The sequence below is a fragment of the Massilia sp. 2TAF26 genome (assembly GCF_052115005.1).
In the GTDB taxonomy this organism is placed as follows: Bacteria; Pseudomonadota; Gammaproteobacteria; order Burkholderiales; family Burkholderiaceae_D; genus Telluria.
Genome location: NZ_JBFRFV010000017.1, coordinates 1 through 25,040 on the forward strand (window position 1 = coordinate 1; position 25,040 = coordinate 25,040).

General features: G+C 58.3%; 20 protein-coding genes. 7 read left to right on the plus strand and 13 right to left on the minus strand.

Annotation, left to right across the window (positions count from 1 at the left end):
* On the plus strand, positions 1-557 hold a 557-nt coding region (locus AB4Z32_RS17430; protein WP_442123124.1), incomplete at its 5' end, for a polysaccharide biosynthesis protein.
* A gap of 112 nt (positions 558-669) precedes the next feature.
* Here the strand turns inward: AB4Z32_RS17430 and AB4Z32_RS17435 are convergent.
* From AB4Z32_RS17435 to AB4Z32_RS17445, 3 genes are all read right to left on the minus strand, one after another.
* Entirely contained in the window at positions 670-1,323 is a 654-nt protein-coding gene (locus AB4Z32_RS17435; protein ID WP_442123125.1) for a Wzz/FepE/Etk N-terminal domain-containing protein, read from the minus strand.
* Positions 1,324-1,356: 33 nt separating this feature from the next.
* The gene (locus AB4Z32_RS17440) at positions 1,357-2,481 is read right to left on the minus strand and encodes a polysaccharide biosynthesis/export family protein (protein ID WP_442123126.1); all 1,125 of its coding nucleotides are present in this window, start codon (positions 2,479-2,481) and stop codon (positions 1,357-1,359) included.
* A 124-nt stretch (positions 2,482-2,605) separates the two neighbouring features.
* The gene (locus AB4Z32_RS17445; protein ID WP_442123127.1) at positions 2,606-4,420 is read right to left on the minus strand and encodes a TonB C-terminal domain-containing protein; all 1,815 of its coding nucleotides are present in this window, start codon (positions 4,418-4,420) and stop codon (positions 2,606-2,608) included.
* 214 nt (positions 4,421-4,634) lie between these two features.
* On the opposite strand from AB4Z32_RS17445, the gene AB4Z32_RS17450 reads away from it, so the two are divergent.
* Positions 4,635-5,864 carry a family 1 glycosylhydrolase gene (locus AB4Z32_RS17450; RefSeq protein WP_442123128.1) on the plus strand — a complete coding sequence of 410 codons (1,230 nt, stop codon included), beginning with the start codon at positions 4,635-4,637 and terminating at the stop codon, positions 5,862-5,864.
* A gap of 16 nt (positions 5,865-5,880) precedes the next feature.
* Here AB4Z32_RS17450 and AB4Z32_RS17455 read toward each other — a convergent pair whose 3' ends face one another.
* The gene (locus AB4Z32_RS17455) at positions 5,881-6,861 is read right to left on the minus strand and encodes an MBL fold metallo-hydrolase (RefSeq protein WP_442123129.1); all 981 of its coding nucleotides are present in this window, start codon (positions 6,859-6,861) and stop codon (positions 5,881-5,883) included.
* Between the two features lie 310 nt (positions 6,862-7,171).
* Here AB4Z32_RS17455 and AB4Z32_RS17460 point away from each other — a divergent pair, with 310 nt between their 5' ends.
* Positions 7,172-8,518, plus strand: a complete 1,347-nt coding sequence (locus tag AB4Z32_RS17460; protein ID WP_442123130.1) for a tyrosine-type recombinase/integrase — start codon at positions 7,172-7,174, stop codon at positions 8,516-8,518.
* Positions 8,515-8,718 (plus strand): hypothetical protein, encoded by a 204-nt coding sequence (locus AB4Z32_RS17465; RefSeq protein WP_442123131.1) that lies wholly within the window; start codon positions 8,515-8,517, stop codon positions 8,716-8,718. The genes AB4Z32_RS17460 and AB4Z32_RS17465 overlap by 4 nt, the downstream gene beginning before the upstream one ends.
* A gap of 35 nt (positions 8,719-8,753) precedes the next feature.
* Here AB4Z32_RS17465 and AB4Z32_RS17470 read toward each other — a convergent pair whose 3' ends face one another.
* From AB4Z32_RS17470 to AB4Z32_RS17485, 4 genes are all read right to left on the minus strand, one after another.
* Positions 8,754-11,912, minus strand: coding sequence for a type I restriction endonuclease subunit R (locus AB4Z32_RS17470; protein WP_442123132.1), 3,159 nt, complete (start codon positions 11,910-11,912; stop codon positions 8,754-8,756).
* A gap of 39 nt (positions 11,913-11,951) precedes the next feature.
* Entirely contained in the window at positions 11,952-13,169 is a 1,218-nt protein-coding gene (locus AB4Z32_RS17475) for a restriction endonuclease subunit S (RefSeq protein ID WP_442123133.1), read from the minus strand.
* Entirely contained in the window at positions 13,159-14,724 is a 1,566-nt protein-coding gene (locus AB4Z32_RS17480; RefSeq protein ID WP_442123134.1) for a type I restriction-modification system subunit M, read from the minus strand. Before AB4Z32_RS17480 ends, AB4Z32_RS17475 begins: the two co-directional genes overlap by 11 nt.
* Before the next feature lie 81 nt (positions 14,725-14,805).
* Complete coding sequence (locus AB4Z32_RS17485) at positions 14,806-15,048, minus strand: helix-turn-helix domain-containing protein (RefSeq protein ID WP_442123135.1); 243 nt, start codon at positions 15,046-15,048, stop codon at positions 14,806-14,808.
* 269 nt (positions 15,049-15,317) lie between these two features.
* Between AB4Z32_RS17485 and AB4Z32_RS17490 the strand changes: the two genes are divergently transcribed.
* Positions 15,318-15,578 (plus strand): hypothetical protein, encoded by a 261-nt coding sequence (locus AB4Z32_RS17490; RefSeq protein ID WP_442123136.1) that lies wholly within the window; start codon positions 15,318-15,320, stop codon positions 15,576-15,578.
* A 508-nt stretch (positions 15,579-16,086) separates the two neighbouring features.
* On the opposite strand, the gene AB4Z32_RS17495 is transcribed toward AB4Z32_RS17490, so the two are convergent.
* From AB4Z32_RS17495 to AB4Z32_RS17505, 3 genes are read right to left on the minus strand one after another with little or no spacing between them, the layout of a single operon-like run.
* Complete coding sequence (locus AB4Z32_RS17495; protein WP_442123137.1) at positions 16,087-17,661, minus strand: hypothetical protein; 1,575 nt, start codon at positions 17,659-17,661, stop codon at positions 16,087-16,089.
* A complete protein-coding gene (locus AB4Z32_RS17500) occupies positions 17,654-18,250 on the minus strand; it encodes a hypothetical protein (protein WP_442123138.1) in 597 nt (198 codons plus the stop codon). The genes AB4Z32_RS17495 and AB4Z32_RS17500 overlap by 8 nt, the downstream gene beginning before the upstream one ends.
* 10 nt (positions 18,251-18,260) lie before the next feature.
* Complete coding sequence (locus AB4Z32_RS17505) at positions 18,261-18,824, minus strand: recombinase family protein (RefSeq protein WP_442123139.1); 564 nt, start codon at positions 18,822-18,824, stop codon at positions 18,261-18,263.
* A gap of 196 nt (positions 18,825-19,020) precedes the next feature.
* Between AB4Z32_RS17505 and AB4Z32_RS17510 the strand changes: the two genes are divergently transcribed.
* On the plus strand, positions 19,021-20,178 hold the full coding sequence (locus tag AB4Z32_RS17510) for an AAA family ATPase (RefSeq protein ID WP_442123140.1): 1,158 nt from the start codon (positions 19,021-19,023) through the stop codon (positions 20,176-20,178).
* A complete protein-coding gene (locus AB4Z32_RS17515) occupies positions 20,175-21,104 on the plus strand; it encodes a DUF4435 domain-containing protein (protein WP_442123141.1) in 930 nt (309 codons plus the stop codon). Before AB4Z32_RS17510 ends, AB4Z32_RS17515 begins: the two co-directional genes overlap by 4 nt.
* A 636-nt stretch (positions 21,105-21,740) precedes the next feature.
* Here AB4Z32_RS17515 and AB4Z32_RS17520 read toward each other — a convergent pair.
* Together AB4Z32_RS17520 and AB4Z32_RS17525 are read right to left on the minus strand one after the other, a co-directional pair.
* A complete protein-coding gene (locus AB4Z32_RS17520) occupies positions 21,741-22,133 on the minus strand; it encodes a hypothetical protein (protein ID WP_442123142.1) in 393 nt (130 codons plus the stop codon).
* Positions 22,134-22,333: 200 nt separating this feature from the next.
* Complete coding sequence (locus AB4Z32_RS17525) at positions 22,334-25,039, minus strand: hypothetical protein (RefSeq protein WP_442123143.1); 2,706 nt, start codon at positions 25,037-25,039, stop codon at positions 22,334-22,336.
* Position 25,040: the final 1 nt, after the last annotated feature.

Sequence of the window (25,040 nt, forward strand, 5' to 3'; positions counted from 1 at the left end):
CCAGGCGCCAGATCGCACGCGGCGGTCCGCTGACCATCACCCACCCGGAAGTGTCGCGCTACTTCATGCTGATCCCCGAGGCCGCCCAGCTGGTGATCCAGGCCGGCGCGATGGCCAAGGGCGGCGACGTGTTCGTGCTCGACATGGGCGAACCGGTGCGCATCGTCGACCTGGCGCGCACCATGATCGCCCTGCACGGCCTGACCGAGAAGAGCGTCCAGAACCCTGGCGGCGACATCGAGATCCGCTACGTCGGCCTGTTCCCGGGCGAGAAGCTGCACGAGGAGCTGCTGACCGACGGCGTGATCTTCCCCAGCGACCACCCGCGCATCATGCGCATGAAGGAAAACGCCCTTCACCCGAGCGTGCTCGAGACCTTCATCACCTGCCTGATGATGGCTTGCGAGACCCACGAACGCGCCATGATCGAGTCGATGGTCAAGGCCATCGTCACCGAATACACCCCGCAACTGGCCCCGGCCGCGCCGGCGGCCACACCCGCGCCCGCCGCGCCGCGCCTGGGCCTGATCCGAAAATTCGTGCCGTTCCGTATCTAATTTAACGTTTGGCGAGGACACTCATGCGTGATGAAAGCAAACCGGCATATCTCGAACAGCTGACCGAGCGGCTGGGCAAGCGCGCGGCCGTGATCGGCATCATCGGACTCGGCTAGCGCAAGCCAACATTGCCGTCGAAGACGATGCGCTGGCCGCCGCCGAAAAAACGGAAGCGCTGGTTGCCCAGCGCCGTCAGGGTGAACTCGCGCCCCAGCCAGACGTCCGGCACTTCGAACAGCGACACCTCGGCCTTCTCGGCACCCCAGACATAGCCGCCATAGCCGAACAGCCCGGGTTCCGACAATCCGCCGCCCTTCTGGTTGGCGAACCAGAAGCCCGCGATCGGGAAGTATTTTGGGCGGACGTCGATATACAGCTGCAGGTTGTCGACCGCGCGCGACACCACCATGCGCGAGCGCAGCAGCTCCATCTCGGCGATCGCCGCCTTCTTGGTCTCGAACAGCGACGAGGCTTCGCTCAGGATATTCTTCGACGCGTTCGGGCTTTCCTCCTCCACGTGGATCATCATATTGGTCTCGAACACCGGCTTGGCGACCAGTGCATACAGCACTGCCCCGAGGGTGATGACGGCGGTGATCCCGCCGATCAGCCCGCGGTTCTCGTACAGCGTGCGCAAATAGCTCTTGAGATCGATGGAGGATTCATCATGCGGCCCCTCGACCGCGCCCGGGTCGAAAGGCACCCCGACAATCGGCGGACGAGGGGCGACATGGGTCAGGGCGTGCTGCTCGCTTGCATTACTCATGGTCGTGCTCCATGCATTGACGGGGCTGCCGGATCAGGGGCGGTTGGTCGCGCTCACGGCGGAGGTCAGCGCGCCGGGGATCAGCAGGCTGAGGTTGCGGTTCCAGTTGGCCAGCGGGGTGGCGGCCACATAGACGATGTCCTTCGGCTGCAGCTCGAAGGATTCGGCCATCGCCAGCGAGCCGGCCACGCGGGCGTCGAGCTGGAACACGCGCGTGCGTTCGGGCGTCTTTCGTACCACGTAGACCTGGCGCGCGTCGCCGCTCAGCGGGCTGATGCCGCCGCTCTCGCCGAGCGCTTCGTTGAGGGTGAGGCGGCCGTCGTGCATCGTCAGCGCCTTCGGGGTCAGGACTTCGCCGGAGACGAAGACCTTGCTCTCGTCGCGCGAATGCACGCGCACGACGTCGCCCGGGGCCAGCATCACGCTGCCGGGATTGATGCCTTTCTGTACCAGGTCGCGCAGGTTGATCCGGTAGCGCTGCTCGCCGCGCTCCAGCACGATGCGGCTCTGATCGGCGCTCGGCAGCAGGCCGCCGGAACGGTTGATCGCCTCGACCAGGGTCATCGGGATATCGTTGATGGCCTGCAGGCCCGGCGACTTGACCTCGCCGTCGATGTACACGCGCTTGCTGCGGAAGGACTGGACCCGCAGCGTGACGTTCGGATTGGCGAGGTACTTCGCCAGCCTGGTGGTCAACAGTGCGCGCGCCTGCTCCTCGGTCAGCCCCTCGACGCCGACCATGCCGATCAGCGGGTACTGGATGCGGCCCTGGTGATCGACGACGAAGCCCGGCGGCGAGGAATTGGCGCCGCTGGGATCGGGCAGGATGTTGCCGGGGCTCATGGCATTGCCTGCCAGCTCGGGATGGTCCCATACCACGATGGACAGCACGTCCCCGCTGCCGATGGCATACGGCGGCGGATTGGGCACCAGCAGCTTCTCGAGTTCGAAATTGGCTTCCTCCCGATGCTGCTGGCGCTCGGCGGCGATCAGCTTCTCGGTGATCATTTCCGTCGGTGGTGCGGGCTCGTCCGCACCGGCCTGGTCCTGCGAGCGGAAATGGATGGTGGGTGCACAGCCCGCAAGGACGAGAACAAAAGCCGACGCCAGCACGAAGCTGAGGACTCGTGCCAGAAATTGCGTATTGGAAGCGTTCATGTGTTGCCTGTCGAAATGTGCTGCCAGCCTCTGGCGATCAGAATCAGGGTAAGCCCCCTACCCGGAATGGCTTTGGCGCACGTCAAACGGCAGGCTTAGGTCAACAGTGTCCCCGCGACGGGGCTCAGCGCACCTCCTCGACCAGGCGCAGCACTTCGGCGAAGGTCCAGATCCGGCGCAATTCGATCACGTCGTAGTTCGCCGCCACGTTGGCCGGGAAGGCCGAGTAGCGCGCGTTCAGGCTGACGATGCGGCGCACCACGTCGTCGATGTCCGGACGCCCGCTGGAGCGGAGGATGGTGACGTCCTCGACGCTGCCGTCGCTGCGGATCGCGATGCTGACCACCGGATCCGTATGCACGGTTCCGCTGGACAGCTGGATCTGGCTGACGATGGCGTTGCGCTCGATCTTCTGGCGCACGCTGTCCAGGTAGAGGCGCAGCGGCACGTCGCGGCGTGCGGCATCGGCCAGGGCGCGCCGCACCGCCTGCCGGGCCTGTTCGGCGGCGCGCATGGCCGGCGGAACGGCTTTCGCGACGTCGATACCACGCAGCAGCTCGCGGGCGCGCGAACCGAAATCCTTGCCCGGCAGCCCGCGCGATCCCGTGCCGGCGCCCCGCCCGGCGCCCAGGTCGAGACCGTCGCCGGTACCGCGCTCGCCACGTGCAAGCGCATTGCCCGGATTGGCAGCCGCCGGGCCGGGCAGCGCGTCCTGACGGGCCAGCCGGCGCGCGGCTTCGGCTTCCGCCGCCTGCTGGCGCGCCAGTTCCTCGGCGCGCTGGCGCGCGGCGGCCTGCTGGGCGCGCTCCTCGGCCTGGCGCTGGTCGGCGAGCTGCTGGGCCCGTTGCTGTTCCGCCAGCTGCTGACGTGCGAGTTCCTCGGCGCGGCGTTGCTCGGCCAGCTGCTGTGCGCGCTGCTGCTCAGCCAATTGTCGACGTGAGAATTCCTCAACGCGGCGTTGCTCGGCCAATTGCTGCCGCGCCACCTCTTCAGCCTGCCGTTGCTCGGCCAACTGCTGGGCACGCTGCTGTTCGGCCAGCTGCTGACGCGCCAGTTCTTCAGCCCGGCGTTGCTCGGCCACCTGCTGGCGTGCCAGGTCGTCGGCGCGGCGCTGTTCGGCCACCTGCTGCCGCGCCATTTCCTCAGCTCGCTCCCGCTCGGCCACCTGCTGCCGCGCGAGCTCCTCGGCGCGCTGTTGCTCAGCGCGCTGCTGCTCGGCCACCCGCGCCGCCTCCTCGGCCTCACGCTGCTGCGCCAGCTCACGCTCGGCCGCGGCGCGTGCCTGCGCGGTCTGGTCTTCATCGGCCTGCCGCGCAAGCTGGGGCGCCGGCGGCGTGCTGTCTTCAGGCGCCTTCGGCACCTCCGTCAATGCGGGCAGTTCGGGCTGCGGCAGGACGAAGCCGGGATCCTCGCCGATCTCGCGCGCGATCACCTCGGTGTGCATGGTCTCCTTCGGCGGCTGGATGCGCGGACGGCTGCGCCGGCGCAGGGTGCGTCGCGCAGGTGGCGACGGCTTGGGCGCCGGCGGGGCCGGCAAGGCGGGCGCCGGATCGCGCAAGGTGAAGCCGCGGTGCGGCGGGGGCGACGGCGCCGGCTGACTGGGCTGGGGCTTGGCCACGGCCTGGGTCGGCGCGGGCAGGACCGCGGCCGGCGGCGGCAAAGGCAGGCTGGCCGCTGGCGGTGGCAGCGGCGTCTCGACAGGCGGCGCCACCGGCACGGAAGGCAATGGCGGCAGGGGCTGCACCGCCGCCGGCACAGGCGCCAGCACGATGCTCAAGGGCCTGCCCGCGCCCGCCCTCAGCCCGGGAATACCGAACTGCAGCGACAACAGCAGCGCATGCAGCAGCAGCGACACCAGCAAGCCTCCGGCCAGCCGGCGGTTCGACGGCGCCAGGCTGGCGGGGACGCGCGGAACAGTCGCCGCAATCGCGATGGGCATGGACATGCTGATGGCGGTTGGAAATATTGTCTAAGTGTTACATAGCTTATCACTCTGCAGTTCAATACGCGCGCACGGTTCGGAACGGCAAATCCGATCCCGGCTACAATGAAATGCCGCGTTCCGGATGAAAGGGGGTTGAATGTCTCCAGGATTTATCTTTGCTACGGGTATCGAAAACAGCAATCCAACCATCCAGAATGGTCGGGTACGGATGGATGAGCTCGAAAAATGCGGCCACTACAAACACTGGCGCACCGACTTCGACCTGGTCCAGGAACTTGGCCTGAAAGTGTTGCGCTACGGTCCGCCGCTGCACAGGACCTGGCTCGGCCCCAAGCGCTACGACTGGGAATTCGCCGACCTGGCCTTCAACGACCTGCGCCAGCGTAATATCGCTTCCATCGTCGACCTCTGCCACTTCGGCGTGCCGGACTGGATCGGCAACTTCCAGAATCCGGATTTTCCGGAACTCTTCGCCGAGTATGCCGGCGCCTTCGCGCGGCGCTATCCCTGGCTGCAGCTGTACACGCCGATCAACGAGATGTCGATCTGCGCCCTGTTCTCCGCCCTGTACGGCTGGTGGAACGAGCAGATGACGACCGACCGCAGCTTCATCACGGCGATGAAGCACTTGGTCAAGGCCAATATCCTGGCCATGCGTGCGATCCTGCAACTGCGTCCGGACGCGTTGTTCATACAGAGCGAATCGACCGAATATTTCCACGCCGAGAGCCCGGCGGCCATCGGTCCGGCCGAGCTCTACAATGCCCGGCGCTTCCTCTCGCTCGACCTCAACTATGGCCGGCGCGTCGATTCCGAGATGTACGAGTACATGCTCGACAACGGCATGACGCGCGATGAGTACCACTTCTTCCTGAATAATAATCTGAAGCACCACTGCATCATGGGCAACGATTATTACCAGACCAACGAGCACTACGTCTCGGCCGACGGCCTGACGCGCTCGGCCGGCGAGATCTTCGGCTACGCCGTCATCACCCACCAGTACTACAACCGCTATCGCCTGCCGGTGATGCATACCGAGACCAACCTCTCCCAGGGTCCGCGCGGCGACGAAGCCGTGCAGTGGCTGCGCAAGGAATGGGCCAATGTGCTCCGCGTACGCAACAACGGCGTGCCGCTGGTGGGCTTTACCTGGTATTCCCTCACCGACCAGATCGACTGGGACACGGCCCTGCGCGAGAACAACGGCAATGTGAACGAGCTGGGCCTGTTCGACCTGGACCGCAAGATCCGCCCGGTCGGCATCGCCTACAAGGAGCTGGTGCGCGACTGGATGGAAGTGCTGCCGACCCAGAGCGTGTGCCTGCAGGTGCCGATCGTGATGCCGCACGAATTCCAGCGCGTCGTGCCGCCCTACACCGGCTGGCCCTTCGACGACGACGCCACCATGGCGCCGCGCACCGAAGAGCGGGAGTAAGGCGCCATCCAGGCGCCTAGCGCTTGCGAGGAGTAAAAGTGTAGGTCTCGCCGTGCGCCAGATAGGTCACCTGCTGGTCCAGACCGGCCGCCTTGAGCTCGCGCGCGAAGTCCGCCAGCGGCGACTTGAACACATCGTAGTCGTCGTAATGAATGGGGATGACCCGCTGCGGCCGGATGATCTGCATCAGATCGACGCCATCCTTGCCATCCATCGTCACCTTGAACACGCCAAGGATGCGGGTGCCGCCCAGGTGCAGCAGCGCCAGGTCGATGCCGGGGAAGTGCTGCGGAATGTTCTTCAGGTCGTCGTACACCAGGGTGTCGCCGCTGATGTACATGCGGTAGCTCGGCGCGGCGGGATTCGCTCCGAAGTCGAGCACCGAACCCATCACGGAGGGCAGCAGGAGCTGCATGCCGGCCTTGCCATGGCGTCCGGGCACGGCGGTGAGGCGCAGGCGCGATTCGCCCTTCTCGACCTCGAGCTGATCCCATTTCCCCAGGCCGATGGTGCGCCGGAAACCGAGTTTTTCGAGCGCGGCCGCGGCTTCCTTGGTGGTGACGATGGGCGTGTCCTTGGCCAGCTTCTCCTGGACCAGCTTGTCGAATTGGTCTTCATGCAAGTGGGAGAGCAGCACGAAATCGATCGGCGGCAGCTTGTCGAGTTCGATCGCCGGGTTGGTCAGGCGCTCGGCCGTCAGGCCATAGCCCAGGTGCACGTGGTCGCCCTTGTGCAGGAAATTCGGATCGGTGAGGATGGTGAAGCCCTCGTAGCGGATCAGGACGGTGGCCGTGCCGATGAATTGCACGCTGCCGCTCGCTTCGGTGGCCGGATTGCTGCCCGGCGGCAGCTTGAGCGACAGCACCTCGCCGCTTGGTGTGGCCGCGGGCGCCTGCTGGGCCTGCACAGGGACGGCGATCGGGATGGCCAGCGCCGCCAGCAGGGCGGCGCGTCCAGCGCTGGCGTACCAGGACCAGGGCAATCGGCAAGGCGGCATGCTTCCTCCTCCTGTCATCCGACGGGGTAGTTGTCGGCATGGACGTTAACACGAACGCTACGGTGGCACCGTTCGCTAGCGGAGAGGAAATCTTGGCCTGCCCAGCTGGGTTCGAACCAGCGACCCTCAGCTTAGAAGGCTGAACAACTCGGCATTTAGGCCTGTTGATCATGATTCAGCAGAATGGACATGGCATTTAAATTCAAAGGGTTAGGATTTTACACGGCAAAAGTTGTGTTGATGCATACTGCTTGATATACTGCCCGCCGGGGTACACACGGGGTACACAGCAACTAGCGGAGAGTACACAGTGGCAAAAATCAAGTTCACGGCGGGACGCATCGAAGATTTTCGCTGTGAATCAGCCAAGCTCCCCGCCTTTCTCTGGGACGCCGGGGCGCCAGGCTTGGGGCTCCGGGCATCGCCGGGCGGTGCCAAGGCGTTTATCTTCCAGGCCAAGCTGAACGGGCAGGTCATCCGCATTACCATCGGTGATCCAAAAACCTGGACGTTGCTTGCCGCTCAGAACGAAGCGCGCAGGCTCAAGGTTATTGTCGACGGGGGACAGGACCCACGTCAGGTGAAGGCCGACGAACTCGCCGAAGAACAGGCCAAACGCGACGCTAAAGCGGTAACCGCAGAAACTGCACGGACCGAGATCAGACGGCAAAGCGTAACCCTGGGCGAGGTCTGGCCCATCTATATCGAGGCGCGCAAATCAAAATGGAGCGCGGGGCACCTGCAGAATCACACGACGTTGACCGCAACTGGCGGCGAGAAAAAAAAGCGTGGGAAGGGAGAGACTGTAGCAGGGCCAATGGCCCCCTTGATGCAACTTCCATTGGCCGAGCTTACTGGTCAGAGAATCTCGACATGGCTGGAGCATGAGGCAAAGGCACGCCCAACTAACACGGCGCAGAGCTATCGACTCCTACGTGCGTTTATTCGTTGGGCCGCTGACTTCCCTGCCTACCGCGACATTGTGCCCGCCGATGCATACAGCGCACGCACTGTGCGGGATGCACTTCCGAAGGCGCAGACCAAGGAAGGCGACAGCTTGCAACGTGAGCAATTGTCTGCTTGGTTTGCTGCCGTGCAGAAGATCGGAAATCCAGTCATCAGCGCATACCTTCAGGCCCTGCTTTTGACCGGCGCGCGCCGTGAAGAACTTGCCGGTTTGCGTTGGGCTGATGTCGACTTCCAATGGCGGAGCCTCAGCATCAAAGACAAGATTGAGGGCGTGCGCACGATCCCGCTTACGCCATTCGTATCACACCTTCTTGCGTCCCTGCCACGCCGTAATGACTGGGTCTTCAGCAGCGTCGCGGCAAAAGACGGAAGACTAGCTGAGCCACGTATTGCGCACACCAAGGCTTTAGCAGTTGCGGGCCTGCCCCATGTTTCGTTGCACGGCCTGCGTCGCTCGTTCGGCACCTTGTGCGAATGGGTCGAGATGCCGAGTGGCATTTCGGCGCAGATAATGGGCCACAAGCCGAGCGCCTTGGCCGAAAAGCATTACCGCCGACGCCCTCTCGATCTGCTGCGCAAGTGGCACGATCAGATTGAGGCATGGATCCTGGAACAGGCCGCAGTAAAATCCCCGGCTGAGCCTCGAGAAGCAGTTGAAACTGCCGCAACTGTAGGAGAACAGCCATGAAAAAGGGGCTTTCGGTTGATGGACATGCCCATCAGCCTGTTACCGATCCCGCTGAGAGCCAACTCCCTGGCGACGCCAATCGCATTGCCAGCCGAGTGGCACTGCCCTCGCTCCGTTATACGCTGCCAGACTTCAACAAAAATTGGCGTGGCAGATTGATGCAGAAGATTATTGACCACCTGCACAAGGGCGGAGACTGATTCGTCAGCTTGATGCGTCAGAGCATACGGCTGACCTACGCCCATTCGGCGCTCAGCGTCTCCGCCTGCTGCATGACCAAGGCAACCGCTGCCTCCTCCTTCACGGGCGGATACTTATATTTGCGCAGGATTCTTTTTACGAGCAGGCGGAGCTTGGCCCGCACGTTATCGCGCACAGCCCAATCTACGCTTGCATTCTTGCGCAGGCTGTCAGCCAACTCGTGGGCGATCTTCTTGAGCGTCTCATCCCCCAGCTCGCGCACGGAGTCCTCGTTGTCAGCGAGCGCATCGTAGAAAGCCAATTCATCGGCGTTCAGGCCGGCTTTAGCGCCCCGCTCGGCTTCCTCCCTGAATTTCTTCGCCATCGCGATCAGCTCTTCCATCACCTGCGCCGTCTCGATGGACCGATTCTGGTAACGCTTAATGACGTTGGTTAGCATCTCGCTAAACTTGTTGTTCTGCACGACGTTGGTCGCGAACCGAGCTTTGATTTCACCTTCGAGCAGGCGTTCCAGCAACTCCACGGCCAGATTGCGCTCAGGCAGGTTGCGCACCTCACTGAGGAAGTCATCATCGAGAATGCCGATGTTCGGCTTCTCCAGACCCGCCGCATTGAAGATGTCCACAACCTCATTCGACACTAGCGCCGAGCCGATAATCTGCCTGACGGCCAAGTCGCGCTCTTCGTCCGTACGCTTCTTGGCGCTGATGTCCTTCTTGGTCAGCATCACCTTAACCGCCTGGAAGAATGCAACCTCGTCACGTACGGCCTTCGCCTCGTCGAGCGTGCAACACAGGGTGAACGCCTTTGACATGGCGAGAGCCGTATCGCCAAATCGCTTCTTGCCGTCTTCCAGGCCGAGCACATGGTTCGCGACCTTGGCCAGCATGCCGTGCCCACCAGTCAGGAAGCCGCTATAGTCGATTTTGTGAAGCATGGCGCGCAACACATCCAACTTCTCCTCCAGCACGGCGTAAGCCTCGTGCGCATCGACTGTAGGACGCCCTCGGCCATTGCTGGCTGTGTACTCCTTGAGCGCCTGTTTCAGGTCGCTAGCGATGCCGATGTAATCCACCACAAGCCCACCCTGCTTGTCGCGAAACACGCGGTTAACGCGCGCGATCGCCTGCATCAAATTGTGACCCTTCATCGGCTTGTCCACGTACATCGTGTGCACGCACGGCGCATCGAAGCCGGTAAGCCACATATCCCTTACGATCACCAGTCGCATTGGATCGTCTGGATCTTTGAACCGCTTCTCTATGCGCTTCTTGACCTGCTTCGAGTAGATGTGGGGGCGCAGCAGCGGCTTGTCGCTGGCCGCGCCGGTCATCACGATTTTAATCACGCCCTTTCCCGGATCGTCGTCGTGCCAGGCGGGCCGTAGGTCAATGATCGCGTTGTACAGGTGCACGCAGATGTCCCGGCTCATGGCCACTACCATTGCCTTGCCCGTCTGGGCCTTGTCACGCTCTTCGAAGTGCTGGACTAGGTCGGCGGCAATCTGCTTGATGCGCGGCTCGGAACCTACAACTTTTTCAAGCGCGGCCCAGCGACTCTTGAGGAGCGCCTTCTGATCATCCTCCTCGTCTTCCGCCAACTCTTCCACCTCGTCGTCGATGACATCGAGCGATTCTTCTTTCAGCCCCAGCTTGGCCAAGCGCGACTCGTAGTAGATCGCCACCGTCGCGCCATCGTCGCGGGCCTGCTGCATGTCATAGATGTGGATGTAATCGCCGAAGACCGCCCGTGTGTCGCGATCTTCGCTCGATACGGGCGTGCCAGTGAACGCGACGAAGGTCGCATTCGGGAGCGCATCCCGAAGATTCTGAGCATAGCCGACCTGATACCGCTCTAAGTACTGCGCTGGGGCCTCTTCCGCGCGCACAAGTGATGCCGGGGGCGTTCCGGTGCCGAGCGAAGCCGGCTTTATCTTGCGGGCCTTCAGCTTCGCTTCAAAGCCATACTGGGTTCGATGTGCCTCGTCGGCGATTACGACGATGTTATGCCGGTCGGACAGGAGTGGGAAAGTGTCTTCGTCCTCGCCTGGCATGAACTTTTGGATAGTCGCGAACACGATACCGCCCGATGGCCTGTTGGCCAGCTTGGCGCGCAAGTCCTGCCTAGTCAGAGCTTGGACCGGCTGTTCGCGCAGCAGATCTTGCGACAGCGAGAACACACCGAACAACTGGCCATCGAGATCGTTGCGGTCGGTGATCACCACGATAGTCGGATTCTCCATCGCTGTCTCGCGCATCACGCGCGCCGCGAAGCAGGTCATGGTGATGCTCTTGCCCGAGCCTTGCGTATGCCACACTACGCCGCCTTTGTGCGTGCCCCCAGGGCGCGATGCCGCCACTACCTGCGTGATTGCAGCACGCACCGCGTGAAATTGGTGATAGCCGGCGATCTTCTTAATCAGCGTCCCGTCATCTTCGAACAGGACGAAGAAGCGAAGAAAGTCGAGTAGGTAGGCTGGCGCCAAAACTCCGCGCACGAGCGTCTCAAGCTCATTGAACTGCCCCAGCGGATCAAGCACGAGGCCGTCGATCGTACGCCACGCCATGTACCGCTCGGCATTGCTGGAAAGCGAACCCATGCGGGCCTCGGTGCCGTCCGCGATCACCAGCACCTCGTTGTACTGGAACACCTCTGGTATCTGCTCCTTGTAGGTCTCGATCTGGTCGTACGCCTTCCAGATGTCGGCGTTCTCGTCGGCCGGATTCTTCAGTTCCAGGAGCACGAGCGGCAGGCCATTGACGAACAAGATGATGTCGGGGCGGCGGGTATGCTTCGGCCCCTTGATCGAGAACTGATTCACCGCCAGCCACTCGTTTGCGGCTACGTCGGTGAAGTCGATCAAGCGAACGAAATCGCCACGGGTCTCGCCGTCGCGCTGGTACTCGACGGGCACGCCGCTAACCAGGATGCGATGGAAAAACCGATTTGCAGACAACAGCACCGGAGTGTCCAAGTTCAGCACCTGTTGCAATGCATCTTCGCGGGCAACGGATGGGACCGAAGGATTGAGTTTAGCGATGGCGCCCCGCAGACGCTCGATTAGCACCACCTGAGTGTAGTTGGCGCGCTCCGGAGCCTTCCCGTCAAGCGCGATGTCCGGCCCGTAGACGTGGCCGTAGCCAGTATCAATCAGCCAAGCTAGGGTTTCTTGTTCGAGTTGGTCTTCTGTCACTTATCGGCTCCGTGTGCCCGTGAGTCTATCGATCAGATTTTAGGCAGCTTCTTTCAGCATTTCGTCCACTTCCTGAAGTCGCAACTGGCCTGATATCAGACGAGGGAGCAGAGTATCGCGAAGGGCAGCCAGGTTCCTGGCTTTGAGAATAAGGGAAATGGAACGATCAAGAAGGGGGGCAAATAACTCGTCGCAGACACGGATAACTTCGTCGGACGGAACGGTCACTTTTGCTTGACTCAAATGCGCACGCTGGATGTGCCCCATTGTTGTCGCCTTACTTGCGGCGATTTGACGGAAGTTTTCCAGGTGATGCTTAGTCCAGAGGTAATAGAACCACTTGGGAAATCGATCGGATGTCACCTTGAACAAATGCTGGTTTAGGGCGCCTTCACCACCGCACCAGATCTCGACTTCGAGACTACCTGACCATGAGAATAATACGTCACCATCCCGTACGATGTACTCCGGCTTGATATTGCGACCCGCGCGATCAGCACCTAGGGTATCGCCTTTTCTGAGTTGTGCTATTTTGATAACCGGTAGCCACGAATCCTCTGACGGAGGAAATTTCTGCAACGCCAATCCATTCAGATATGTGGCGATTTCATCAAGTGAATTCACTAGCCAACCGCTCGGCAATAAACCAAGCGACGATGCATCGAAACTGTTAGGAAACAAGGCCGCCATTGATTCATCCATCCCCTCGGGCACGCGCCCGTCCTGTTTGGCGCGCACTGGATCGAAGTCCACGAACCATGACTGGAAGAGGGCTTGGGCGATTGCCTCGAGGGTGGTATTAGTCTCGCGCAGGAGTGCAATGCGGTCGTCGAGTGCGTCTAAGAGTTCACTGATTCGATCCTGTTCAGACCTTGGCGGCACTCGAAGTCGCATCGAGTAAATGTAGTTGCGATTGAGCGATGGCTGCGCACTCCCCGAATTATATGCCGCAAGGTCGAGTGTCTTTAGCGCATGGTATGCAAAACGCGGGTTGTTGCCCAAAAAATCGGTGACGTAGAGGCACGTATTATGCGGCCAAAAAGCAACCTTTGATGCATGTACGCGTCCCATGGATGCTCCACTTCTCCCGATCACGACCCCGGGGCCTTCGGCCTTCGCTACGTTATGAGTGCCATTTTGCCCGGCAGACCCCATCACTGGAATCGTCCCGGCCTTTTGCTCGCTTGCAGTCAGATCGTGGCCCCGTTGTAGGCGAACGAAGTCTCCAAGCGTCACTTCGCGCCATTCAAAACTCATACCCCAGTCCTCCCAGCTTCTGGCGTATCAGTTGATCCAGCTCTGCCCCCTTGGCCATCTGCTCGCCGAGCATCTCCGTCAACTTCTGCATCTTCTCTACGAATGCCTCGTCATCCTCCTCGACCGCTTCGGCGCCGACGTAGCGACCTGGTGTGAGCACATGACCATGCTCAGCAATCTCGGCCAACGCGACGCTGCGGCAGAACCCAGCGACATCCTGGTATTCACCCGCGTCCGATTCGCCGCGCCACGCCGCTACAGTACCCGCGATCTTGTCAATCACCTCCTCAGTGAATTCGCACTGCACGCGGCTGATCATGCTGCCCAGTTTGCGGGCGTCGATGAACAAGACCTCGCCTTGGCGGGACCGCTTTTCCTTGACTAAGAACCACAGGCAGGCAGGTATTTGCGTGTTGAAGAAAAGCTGGCCCGGCAGCGCAATCATCACCTCGACTTTGTCCGCATCGACCATAGCGCGGCGGATGTCGCCTTCGCTGTTCTGGTTTGAAGACATTGACCCGTTTGCCAGCACGATGCCCGCGCGACCTGCGGGCTTCAGGTGATACAGCATATGCTGAAGCCAAGCGTAGTTGGCATTCCCTTGTGGCGGCGTGCCGTAGACCCAGCGCGGATCGCCTTCCAGGCTGCCATGCCACCAGTCCGATATGTTGAACGGCGGATTTGCAAGGACGAAGTCGGCGCGCAGATCGGCGTGCTGATTGCGCACAAAGGTATCAGCCGGCTCCTTGCCAAGGTTGAAGTCGATGCCCCGAATCGCCAGATTCATCGCTGCCAGTCGCCACGTCGTAGGGTTGGCTTCCTGTCCGTAGATCGAGACATCGCCGATCTTGCCGCCATGCGCCTCAATGAACCGCTCGGACTGCACGAACATACCGCCCGAACCGCAGCACGGGTCGTACACCTTGCCGTGATGTGGCGCCAGCACCGCGACCAAGGTCTTGACGATCGACGCGGGCGTGTAGAACTGGCCACCGCGCTTGCCTTCCGCGCTGGCGAACTGTCCCAGGAAGTATTCATATACCTGTCCCAGAAGATCGCGAGCATGATTTTTCGCCGTGTCGCCAGACTCTCCAAAGCCAATGGTCGAGACCAGATCGACCAACTCACCGAGCTTGCCGTCCGGGAGCTGTACCCTAGCATACCGCTTGTCGAGAATCCCCTTCAGCTTCGGGTTTTCGGCCTCGATTAGCGAGAGGGCATCGTCGATGCGCTTGCCAATGTCGGCTTGCTTAGCTTGGGAGCGCAATGTCTCCCAGCGTGCCGCCTCGGGCACCCAGAATACGTTGACCTCTTTGTAATAGTCGCGATCCTCTAGCTCATCGGCGAGCATCTCGGCGTCGACATCGTGGAGAAAATAGTCGTCGGCGGGGTCGGCAAAGCGCGTCATCAGCTCATCGCGACGGGTCTGGAACGTGTCGGAGATATATTTAACGAAGATAAGGCCCAGCACGATGTGCTTGTACTCAGCGGCGTCCATGTTGGCGCGCAGCTTGTCGGCTGTAGCCCATAGGGTTTTCTTGATGTCTTCAATCATGTAGGGATGTGTGTGACGCTTTAATTCTTGACGGCCACAATCTTATCCCATCTCACGCAGTACCATAGTGCAATATTTGCACTACAACCCAGCCTTCGCCATCAGGTCACTCACTGTAGTGTCGAGAGCCGTTGCCATCCGCACAAGGTGCAGCAAGCCCGAGTTCTGCTCACCCCGCTCGATAGCGCCGAGGTAGGAGCGATCGATACCGCTTCGATGTGCCAACTCTTCTTGTGAAATGCCACGGACTGTCCGCGCTACGCGAACAGCAGCGCCGAACGCGACAAGGGCAGCTTCTTTCGAGTGAGGGGAACTGATTGGCATAGGCCAATCTTCCGGGTAAGATTAACCTCTTTCCACGGGCAATCTTCCCCATAAAAGACTTATTTCCACTCAATGAAAAGAATATTTATTCTTGATGTACGTTTTGCAAAGTGTGTTAGCCAATGACTATGGTGAATGAAAAAGTAATAATCACAATCTCCACGCCAGCAGGCCAGGGATTGGCCGTCGACACCCAAGCACTATCCGATGGGGTGGCACGGCATATAGGTCTGCATCGGGCGGCGCCAGAAGGCGTAGGAGGCGCGCCAGTGGGCGAACTCGCCCTAGCTCCTGTCGGGCCGGAAAAAACGCCTCCTGTGCCGGCTCCGCAAGCCGCAGAGGCCAAGCGAAAGCCATGGGAGAACCCGACTGACCCACCAAAGGGCCTGAACTTCCAGCCGGACGCCGAGCTACACGCCAAGATGAATTGGGTCTGCGAGAACGTGCCGAGGATGTCGAGGCTCCGCATCCTGCGCGAGGGCGCGATGATGTTCTGTAACGCGATGATCGAGAAGCACGATAAGGAATAGCCCGCGTTCGCTACGCACGCACGACCGCTCGACGATCCCATCTGCTTCCTGCTGCGACCTGCTGCCTTATTTTTAGCCCCATCAGCAACGACCTCCGAGCGCATTGGGCGGAAAAACGACGTCAGTCCTTGGGGGCGGATGATGTGCTTGATGCCGGCAATGTAGCCTAGAGTGAACGTCTACGCGACGCGCTTCCTCGCGGCTTCCTGCCCAGCGGGTCGTATACCGTTACCGCGCATTCGCCCCCCAATATTGCAATAGCGATAGGAGCGATTCCCGAACACGAAGCACCCCGAAAATTTTTTTCGTTTTCTATACGCGCAAATTTTTGAGGGGACGACCGATGGATCACTGAGCAGGCGGGGATGGCTTCGACCTCCCCCCCGGGGTGTACATAGGCATTCAGCGGCACAGCCCTTTTGTAGTTCACAGCCACGACCATACCAACATGCTTCAAGTCGAATTTCTTATTCGGTCAACCGCAAACTGGTGTCTTTGCGCTCCCATCTTAACCCTCTAAAAAAAGTACTCTCACAATGTCCGAAGTCATTCGGTAGGGAAACATGATTACCCAGAGCATCAGTATGTGGCGACGATCTTTTAACACGGATGGCAGATAGGTACAGTTCGTTTTACAAGCATCGTCGAGCAATTGGCTCCACTCGTAAGTTGAGCGGTATTGCCTTGTTTCTTCTACGCCCCCCTCGGCGTGAAGTAGACAGTACTGCCAAGCCACATCCGGAACGAAGCGTTTATGCCCGAGGCGGGTGAAATTAGCCCACGCACTTACACACTCTTCTTTATCGCCCATGGCCGCTAATAAATGCATTAGCCCCTCTGCCATAAACGAGTTTCCCGCGAAGCTATCAGCTTGAAAAGCAACTGACTCGTCCGTTGGCAGAAGACCAAGTCTAGCGCGCAGGATCGTAGCGAAATCGTAGTACGGGACTGGTAAGGCACGGTCGCTCTTAATTTGGTTAGACGACATTATTAAACGGAGCAACGCGCCAACTTGTTTCTCAAACCAAGCATCGTTGTCGCCCGTTAGCTCTCGCAACGCGAACCAGTGTATGAGCGAAGCTGGAACGGCTCCTTCGCCCCAGACGTATGCTCCCGTGGAAGACTTTATCCATTCTCGGATGGAATTCTTACGTTGACGAGCCTCCTCCGATTCATCGGGAAAATAGCAGAGTGCCGAAAAAAGGCTATTGAGCAAGCATCTCCGCCAATTTTGCAATTCAACGTCTGCAAAAGGGTCGCCTTCAACAAGACTTGGATTGTCATTTGCTTCATCGAACAGAGCCACGAGGGCATCTTTGATTGCCTCATCAGCCAAATCAAGCGCCGCCTTGACTCGCCCGTTTGGAGGTAGTGCCGCCCGAGTACACGCCCCAATTACATTGACCGAGAAGAGAACCCAAGCGAATGCGACTGCTAAATGGTTCTCGGCGTCTTCAAAGTTATTCAGGCAGATGCCTGTGACCAGTGCGGCACTGGAGACTGCGCGATATAGCTCGGCCTGGCGCAGGGCGTTGTCTGTATCTCGCAACGCCAGGATCTCTTCAAGTAAACTTGCAAGTCGCCCCAGTGGAAGAAGATCTCGCCCATCGTGCAACGCCATCTCCAGTAAGCCTTTTATATTTACAAGCTCGCTGGGCCAGACTTGGACATTACTATCCTTAACCCAAGCCAACAGATCACCACGCGACAGAAGTTCGAGCTGGGACCTATACCCTCCTCGATTCAAGTCATCCACTGCTCGTTGAACTTCTTCATCGTAATATCCGTTCGAAACCAGGAATGCTCGATGAGGTGCTTTAGGATCGATGCCAGGGAAGATGATCGGCTGCGACAGTAACTGGATAAGTTGACTTTGAACTTCCCGAAAACCGTTGAGTGTGAGGCGTCCGCCTCCGTTTCCCTTAAGTTGAAAGGCGCAGGGCACGCCGTCCGGGTCAATGGCAATCACGTCCTTCCCATACTCGAGAGCGCAGTGTCGAGTGCTATGCAGCACACGGTAACCTTGGGCGTTCAGCATGTGCACGAAGGCGGCTTGATAAGTCCGCTCGCTTGCGCTATCCAACCAATTTTCGAGCAGCCTCTCTATCACACCATTCCTTCCATTTCTTTTCGATTAGCGCCTTGTAGCGTCCGCTGTACTCTGGATCTTCGGTCATCTGCCTAAACGCGGCCATTGCGTCTTTGCCGCATTCAGGATGCACAACCACGGTTACCTCGCGATGCGTGCCATCATCGTTAAAATCCAAATGCATTTTCTCAAGGATTTCCAGGCAGGCGTCCGGGCCGAGTGGTCGGCCTCCAGCATTCACTGTGTTGCCGACCGCTTCGACAGCCTCGTTTATCGTCTCGAACGCTCGCTGCGACATCTGTGAAGCCATCTGCTGCGCAATCTGATCTAGCTTGGCCAGCACATCATCATGGGTCAGCATAGGGACTTCCGCGTAGTCGAGCGACAGCTCGGCTGAAGCCTTGTTCATGGTCGTTTCGTCGACAGAGCCGTCTTCGCGGATGATGACAACTCGCCCCCCCTCTTTAACGAAATAGCTTCGAAGTTCTCCGATCACCCCCATATGCTCACGAATGCGATTGGAAAGGAACTTAAGAAGTGCTTTGGTAATCTCGCGTTTGATCGGGGGAATGTCAGGCAGCATACGGTACGATTTATTCGTTAAGGATGGCCAGAATGGTCGACCGAGAAACACTATGCGCGCGCGCCAGTCCACTTATGGTGTGGCCCTGCGTGTGCGCGGCACGAATCTGTTCTCGCTGTTGGGAAGTGGTCTTAGACGGCCGGCCTAGAGCCTTACCTTGAGATTTCGCACGCGCCAACCCCGCTTGGGTGCGCTCAACAAGTAAGTCTCGCTCCATCTCAGCCACGGCAGCCAACATAGTTAGCATGAGTTTGCCCGCAGCTGAAGTCAAGTCCAGTTTCCCCAACTGGAGGACGATCACCTCAACCCCGAGCATCGCCAGTGCCTTGATTGTGGCAAGGACGTCTGGCGCGTCCCGGCCGAGGCGGTCCAGCTTCGAAACCACCAGTTTGTCATTCTTTCTCAACTTCGCCAACATATCGCTGAAATGTTGCCGCTGTGCTGCATGCGCCTTACCGCTGACGGTGTCAGCAAACCAGTACTCAACAACGTAGCCTGCGCGCTCGATTTCCAAACGCTGATTGTCAGCGGTCTGCTCCGCTGTTGACACCCGCCCGTACCCGAAAACCGCCATAGCCTTGCCTCTTCACATGTTGGAAAACGGAATGAATATATACCAACATGTTGATATGTGTAAAGGCTATGTTTTCGACATACTTAACCAGGCTAACGGATGTGTGTTGGAAAACGGTCGTTTTCTGACTAGTAGAGTTTCCTTTTTGCAAAGGGTATAGTAACGTCCTGCAACATCATCTTGGGGTACAACGGCAATGGCGCATATTACACACGTTAAGATTTACGGCCTTCTCGGTAGGAAGAAGCCAATCTCTTTCGATTTACAGCGGGATGTTAATGTTATTTTTGGAGATAACGGCGGCGGCAAGACTACCGTTCTTAAGATCTTAGACGCAGCCTTGTCTTTAAATGGAACGACAATGCTTGCCCTGCCGGTGCAAAAAGCCGAGGTCGACATTTACTCCGTCGAACATAAACAGGTTATTAAGCATGTGTGGGACAGAAAATCTGCAGCGGCTTCCCGTCAAAGTGAAGCGATGGCTGAATGGATTGAGACCTTTCCTTCCGGCGAATTCCCACACCAATTCTTAAGATCAGTAGATGCAGAATGGACGCTGTCCCCCATGCTGAAATTGAAGAAAGGTGGTTGGAAGCATACTTTTCTTCCAACAACCCGACTTTACTTAAGTAATACATACAAAGTCTCATCTGGAAAGCCTTTAACTGAAGCGGAGCTTGATTCATTGTTTTTTGAAAACGTGAATAAATCATGGCTTCGTTACTATTCTAACGTTCTTGCCCGTGTGAGAGCGATTCAAGAAGAAGGACTTCGGACTGTCGCAAACTATGCTTTGGCACCCAAGATTGAAGAGAAAACTGGACCAAAATTAGATCCTCTCGTTGCATATGACCGAGTTAAGAAGTTTTGGAAACGTCAATCCGCTGCTGAAATCGCTCTTGGTACGAAAGCCTCGTTTGTCAAGCGGTATGAGACAGAAGAAAATTTTCGATTGATTGTGGATAGCCTGAATCGACTCGAGGAGGCAATCGAAAAGGCAATGGTCCCAGCAACACTCTTCATGCAAAAAATTTCAAATCTATTTTCTGCTGGAAAAAAGATAGCTTTAAATAACAGCAATGAATTGCAATTGCAATTGCAGGATGGTTCGCCATTATCTCTCGCTGCTCTTTCTTCAGGCGAAAAACATCTAATCGCAATTCTGTTGGCAGCAATGAGTGCTGGCCAAAGTTCAATAATAATCGACGAGCCGGAACTATCGATGCATATAGACTGGCAACGGCAGTTCGTAGAGACAATCCGCGACCTCAATCCCGAGTGTCAACTTATCGTGGCATCACATTCTCCCGAAGTTATGGCAGAAATAGCCGATGAAAAAATTGTTAGCATATGAGTCGTCTTGTACATTCCAGTGCAGCATATCTCCGCACTTTGCAAATATCTAAGGCCCAGCTCTTCGTTTTCGTGGAAGACGGTTTGCAAAAACGTTTTCACGATCGTGTGATTGCGAATGAACTAAAAAAATCCGTAAAATATGAAGTTCGGGCAGCAAAGGAGCTACCGAATGGAATAGGCGGGAAAATCGGGATTATTGACCTCTACAAAAAGTTGCGTAAAGGCGCGTCCTTGCAAGGAGAAAAGTTTGGGAAAAAATTTTCTTGCTTCTTTTTCTTGGATAAAGATGTCGACGACTTAAATGGTAAGCGTTTGCGGTCGCCGCACGTCCTGTATACGCCTACTTACGATATAGAGGGACTACTTTTGCAATGTGGAGATTTGGCTAAAGCCGTTGCTGACGCACTTGGCACTGCGGAGGCGGAAGCTGAAGTTTGGCTGGGACAGAATTTTATTCAGTTTAACGTTGAGCAATGGAAGGAGTGGACGGCGCTCTGCATAATAAGTCAACTCAAGAAGAAAAACACTGGCGCAACCTTCGCTAGGCCGTCCGCAATTAATTGTGGACCAAATGGAACGGTAAGCGCGACGCAACTCAACCAAATGAAAAGTGCATTAAAAAATGCGTTAGGTTTTACAAGTGAGAAGTTCGAGGCTTTATATTCACGTTATTTGAAGACTGTCATACGCGACATCGGAAAGGGGCAGCCTCTGGCTCATTTCAAAGGTAAATGGTTTAGCAATATCCTGCAGCAGCATGCCTTAAACCACCCTCCGAGCCTTGGGAACACCAACTCACTAGGTGATAAAGTCATGGTCGCCCTGTTGGGTCAGGTAGGTCATGGAGCGACTTGCCAATATTCAGCACAATATGCGCCCGCACTACGGGGACTTACCATGACGTTAGCCCATAAATCGATATAGCGGAATTTAATCGTGCTCTACGCTTTCACGTGCGAGCCATGAGCGAACATCTTCATAATGGATTTTACTAAGGCGTAAATGCTCCAGGACCAGACGGAGATGCCGCTTGCGCCATCTGTATGGCTGACGTACCCCTTCGTTGCCGCCTGCTTCGGCGCCCAGCGAATGCAATAGCTTAGATCGGGCGATTCGTGCCCGATCTACTGCCGTTGCCGCAATGTTCGTCCGATACCGCAATGCATGGCAGTGGCGGCACGCCAATTCACCCGTCCGGTAATACAAAGACTGGAAACTCCCCTCGTGCGCGCGAGGACACTTTAGGAGGGGCCGCAGATGGCCCTGGAGGCACTGGACGGGCACGATGTCCACCACCCACTGGCGGCCTCCCAGAACGACCGCTAGGCGGGTCTCAGCAATCACAGCAACGGTCCGCACGTCGCCATCGTCCAAGACAAGCTTGGACAACCCTGTAGCCTTCGCAGCCCGCATCATCTTCGGCAAGTTCACCTCGAACGCGTTTTCGAGGACCGGAACTCGAGGTGCTTTGGCTGCTTTCATTTCTGATACCTAAAAGAAAAGCGAACCGGGCACATGCATGCGCGGTTCGCGGTGGATAAAAGTGGACGGATGAATCTATTAATGCGTCCGACCATCTTCTAGCCAGACTTTTGGCGCGATGAAAAAGCAGTATCGGCCCCGTAGTTTGATGGCAATGATCTGATCGAGCGGACCAAGGTAACTCACCATCAGTTTGCGCAGCGCCGTGATCTCTTGTGCATCTTCGTCCTTGTTGGCGGTATTGATCATGTGAACGAGAGCCTGGTACTGGTCGAAAACACTGAAGTATGCGGGCTCGATCGACGGAAACAAACGGAAGTGCTCAGTCTCTCGGAAGCAGAGCAGGCCGAACACTTGCTCGAATACGCGCATCAAAACCATAAACTCTTCTTGAGACAGACTGTAGTAGCCGTCCTCGGGCGATTTCGTTTGAGTGCAGTTATTCAGTCGATTATGTTCGGTCAGGGACATCGGGGATTTTCTTGTTGGTTGGACGGTGGGTTGATTGTAGGTTTGAGTAAGTAATTCGAGCCGTGGATTTCAATATGCAGGGGCTGCAGGGATTGATAGGGTGCGAGTTGTCGCCTTACGCCTGAAAATACTAAATTGACGTTGATCAACTTCAGGTAAAAAGATCCCTTCAGATCCCTGCGCTCCTGCGACTTCGTCTTCTAGGCTTCGGTGACGCTCCACAGCGCGGTCTTGGTCCGGTTCGTGCCCGCACGCTTGATGCTCAGGCGATTGGTGATCCGTCCTTCGTGCTTCAGCAGCCATTGCCCCAAACGACGCGGGTTGACGCCCGCATGGTCGCCGGCGATATCCTTCAGCAGGTCGCTCCAACCGTCGGCTGCAGCCGAACGTTTGATCAGGTCGGCGACGGTGAACTTTCCTTTGGATCCGAACGTTGTTTTCGCCATGTCGAGCACCCCTGCCAATGCAGCCGCCTGCGGGTCGTTTGCGCTGTCACGCAACAAAGCGATTTTAGGATCGACGAAGCCATCGGCAATGCACTGCTTGGTCAGCCAGACGATGGTGGATCGGACCAACTTGTTCCAATCGTCCATCGATGCCAGTCCATCGCAGACTTGAGGGAACCCGGCGTTGACATAGCCCTGAATTAGCGTCAGCGCAGCAGTGATAATCGCCAGGCGGTGCTTGAGGCAGTAGCCGAGCGGTTCCAAATCAAACTGACGGGCGGCAACCTTGGACGCATCGATTTGGGCGTCCAGGCGACACGTGAAGAAGCGACGATTCAAGTCCCCGACCATTTGCAGCCCATTCCCGGTTGCCAACACCAACAAGCGGTGTTCAGCCTCGGCCTCGCGAGACTCACCGAGAACTCGCCCCTTGATGGCCGGGGCGGTGGTAACGGCACACAGGCTGGCCGATTCGATCGCATGTTCCGCGTTGTCGAAAAGAAGCGTGCCTGCACCAGCAAGCGCAGAACTGAAGAGGCTCTTGGCCCACTCCTCTTCATGCATGATCGGTGCGCTTACCGCCGGCGCCGTGCCGTCATACAGAGCGCCGATGCACTGGGCCAGCAGGGTTTTGCCGGTTCCAGGAGCCGTCGCGCTGAACCCGAAACCCGGGGCCGTCCGCAGGCAGCAGCGAACTGCAGCAGTCAGCACTGCCGCCAAGGCCACAGATTTATCCGCGGCCTCCACGTATGGAAACTGCTCGAACGGCCTCCACAAGACATGCAGCGCAGTCCTGAGGTCATTGTCCGACGGAGCCTGGCGGATAGCGGTCCATTTGGCGAACTGCTCACTCATGAGCAGCAGACCAGAGTCTTCATCGTAGCCCGGCAATGCGATGAGGCGACCGTTCGCGTCCATGGTCGGGACGTCGCGCACGGCGGTAAGGCGCGGCATGCGAGTCTGCGCTGCGTTTGCAAGCAAGCCATTAATTACGCCTTGCGGGCATTCGGTCGGAACCATCTCCTGCTTCTTGACGTTGTACTGCTCGAAGCGGCAGAGGCGATGGACGTACACCTTCATCCAGCTCGCCGCGGCTTGGACGATCTTGCCTTGGTCGCTGACATAGACCATGACACCCGCGCGCTCGTAAATATGCCCTGATTTTTTCAGCAGGTAGGCCATCGAATCGACCATGCGCGGAAGTTCGCCTGCCGTCACTTCGATCAACGCGAGTGCACGGTCCAAGTGGTAGGACGTGCCATGGTGCAGGTGCGAGTACAAGTAGGGCTTCCCGCCGCTGCGGAGGTTGAGCCACGCAACGCGATTATCGACTGTGGGTTCGAGCGGATCGGAGAAGCGAGTGCCATGCCACTTCTCAGGGTCGTCCAAGACGGCGCCCACGGTGACCCATTTACCATCGGCAGTCATCAACGGGAAGTCGCCCATCAGCGTGCGCTGCATCGTTGCACGCTCAAGGATCAAGACGATCGTCGCGTGGTCGGTATCCACATTCAGGTTCTTCAGCCGCTCTGCCATCACGGGCGCCACTTCCCCGACGTATTTCTCTTTCGCCGCTTGCACTTGCGGCGTCATCGCAGCGCGAGCGGCCGATTTGATTTCCTTCAGCTCGCAGACTTCGGCCGCAGTCAGTTCGTGTACGTCGCACACATCGAGGACGCCCGCGCCCGTAACCTCGCCAGCGTAGCACGCGCGCGTAATACCATTGTTGAGCACTGGCTTTGCGGCAAAGTCGAGTCCTTCCGGCCTCCACACCGATGCGTCCACGGGGCCGCGCTCCAACAACTGGCCGGATTTGCTGACTGCGTAGTAGCCGAAGCCGGTAAGCCACAGCCGGTCGAAGATCGCTTTGCCAATGGCCGGGATTGCACTGGCATTGCTAACCAAGAGGTAGATGCGCTGGCCAGTGATTCCCGCAGTATTGACGCCGGACGATGCGCTTGGGCGCCAGAGCATGGCGACACCCGACAGGGCCGCGTGACACCCGCGGATCATTTGCAGCAGTTCCGCTGGCGTGAACGCCGGCCCACCTTTAGGCGGATCGTAATCCAGCATGAGGATGCCCAACTGTTCTCGGAACTGAAAGTTTTGACGGGTGCGCGTGATTGAGCCTGCCGCAGGGTTCGTCACACTTTGCGAAACGACCGTGCCCTGTCCAGCTGCGGGGCGCCCGTACGTCACAGCTTGGGTGGGCGCCAAAGAATCGTGGATGGCGTTCAGCTCGATAAGGTCCACTACCTCGCGAACCTCGTAAGTGCCGTAAACGAGCTTGGCCGCAGCCTGCTTGTGAACCGCCCCGTTTTCGTCGAGGAAGAACGTCTTGGTGAGGTTGCCGTTGTCATTGGTGAGCACGGTGACCGAAGCAGCCGGCGCTACAGAAGTTCGTCCTCCATTTTCACCCGGAGTTTCCGCACCCTGAACGGTTTCATTACGAGTCAACATG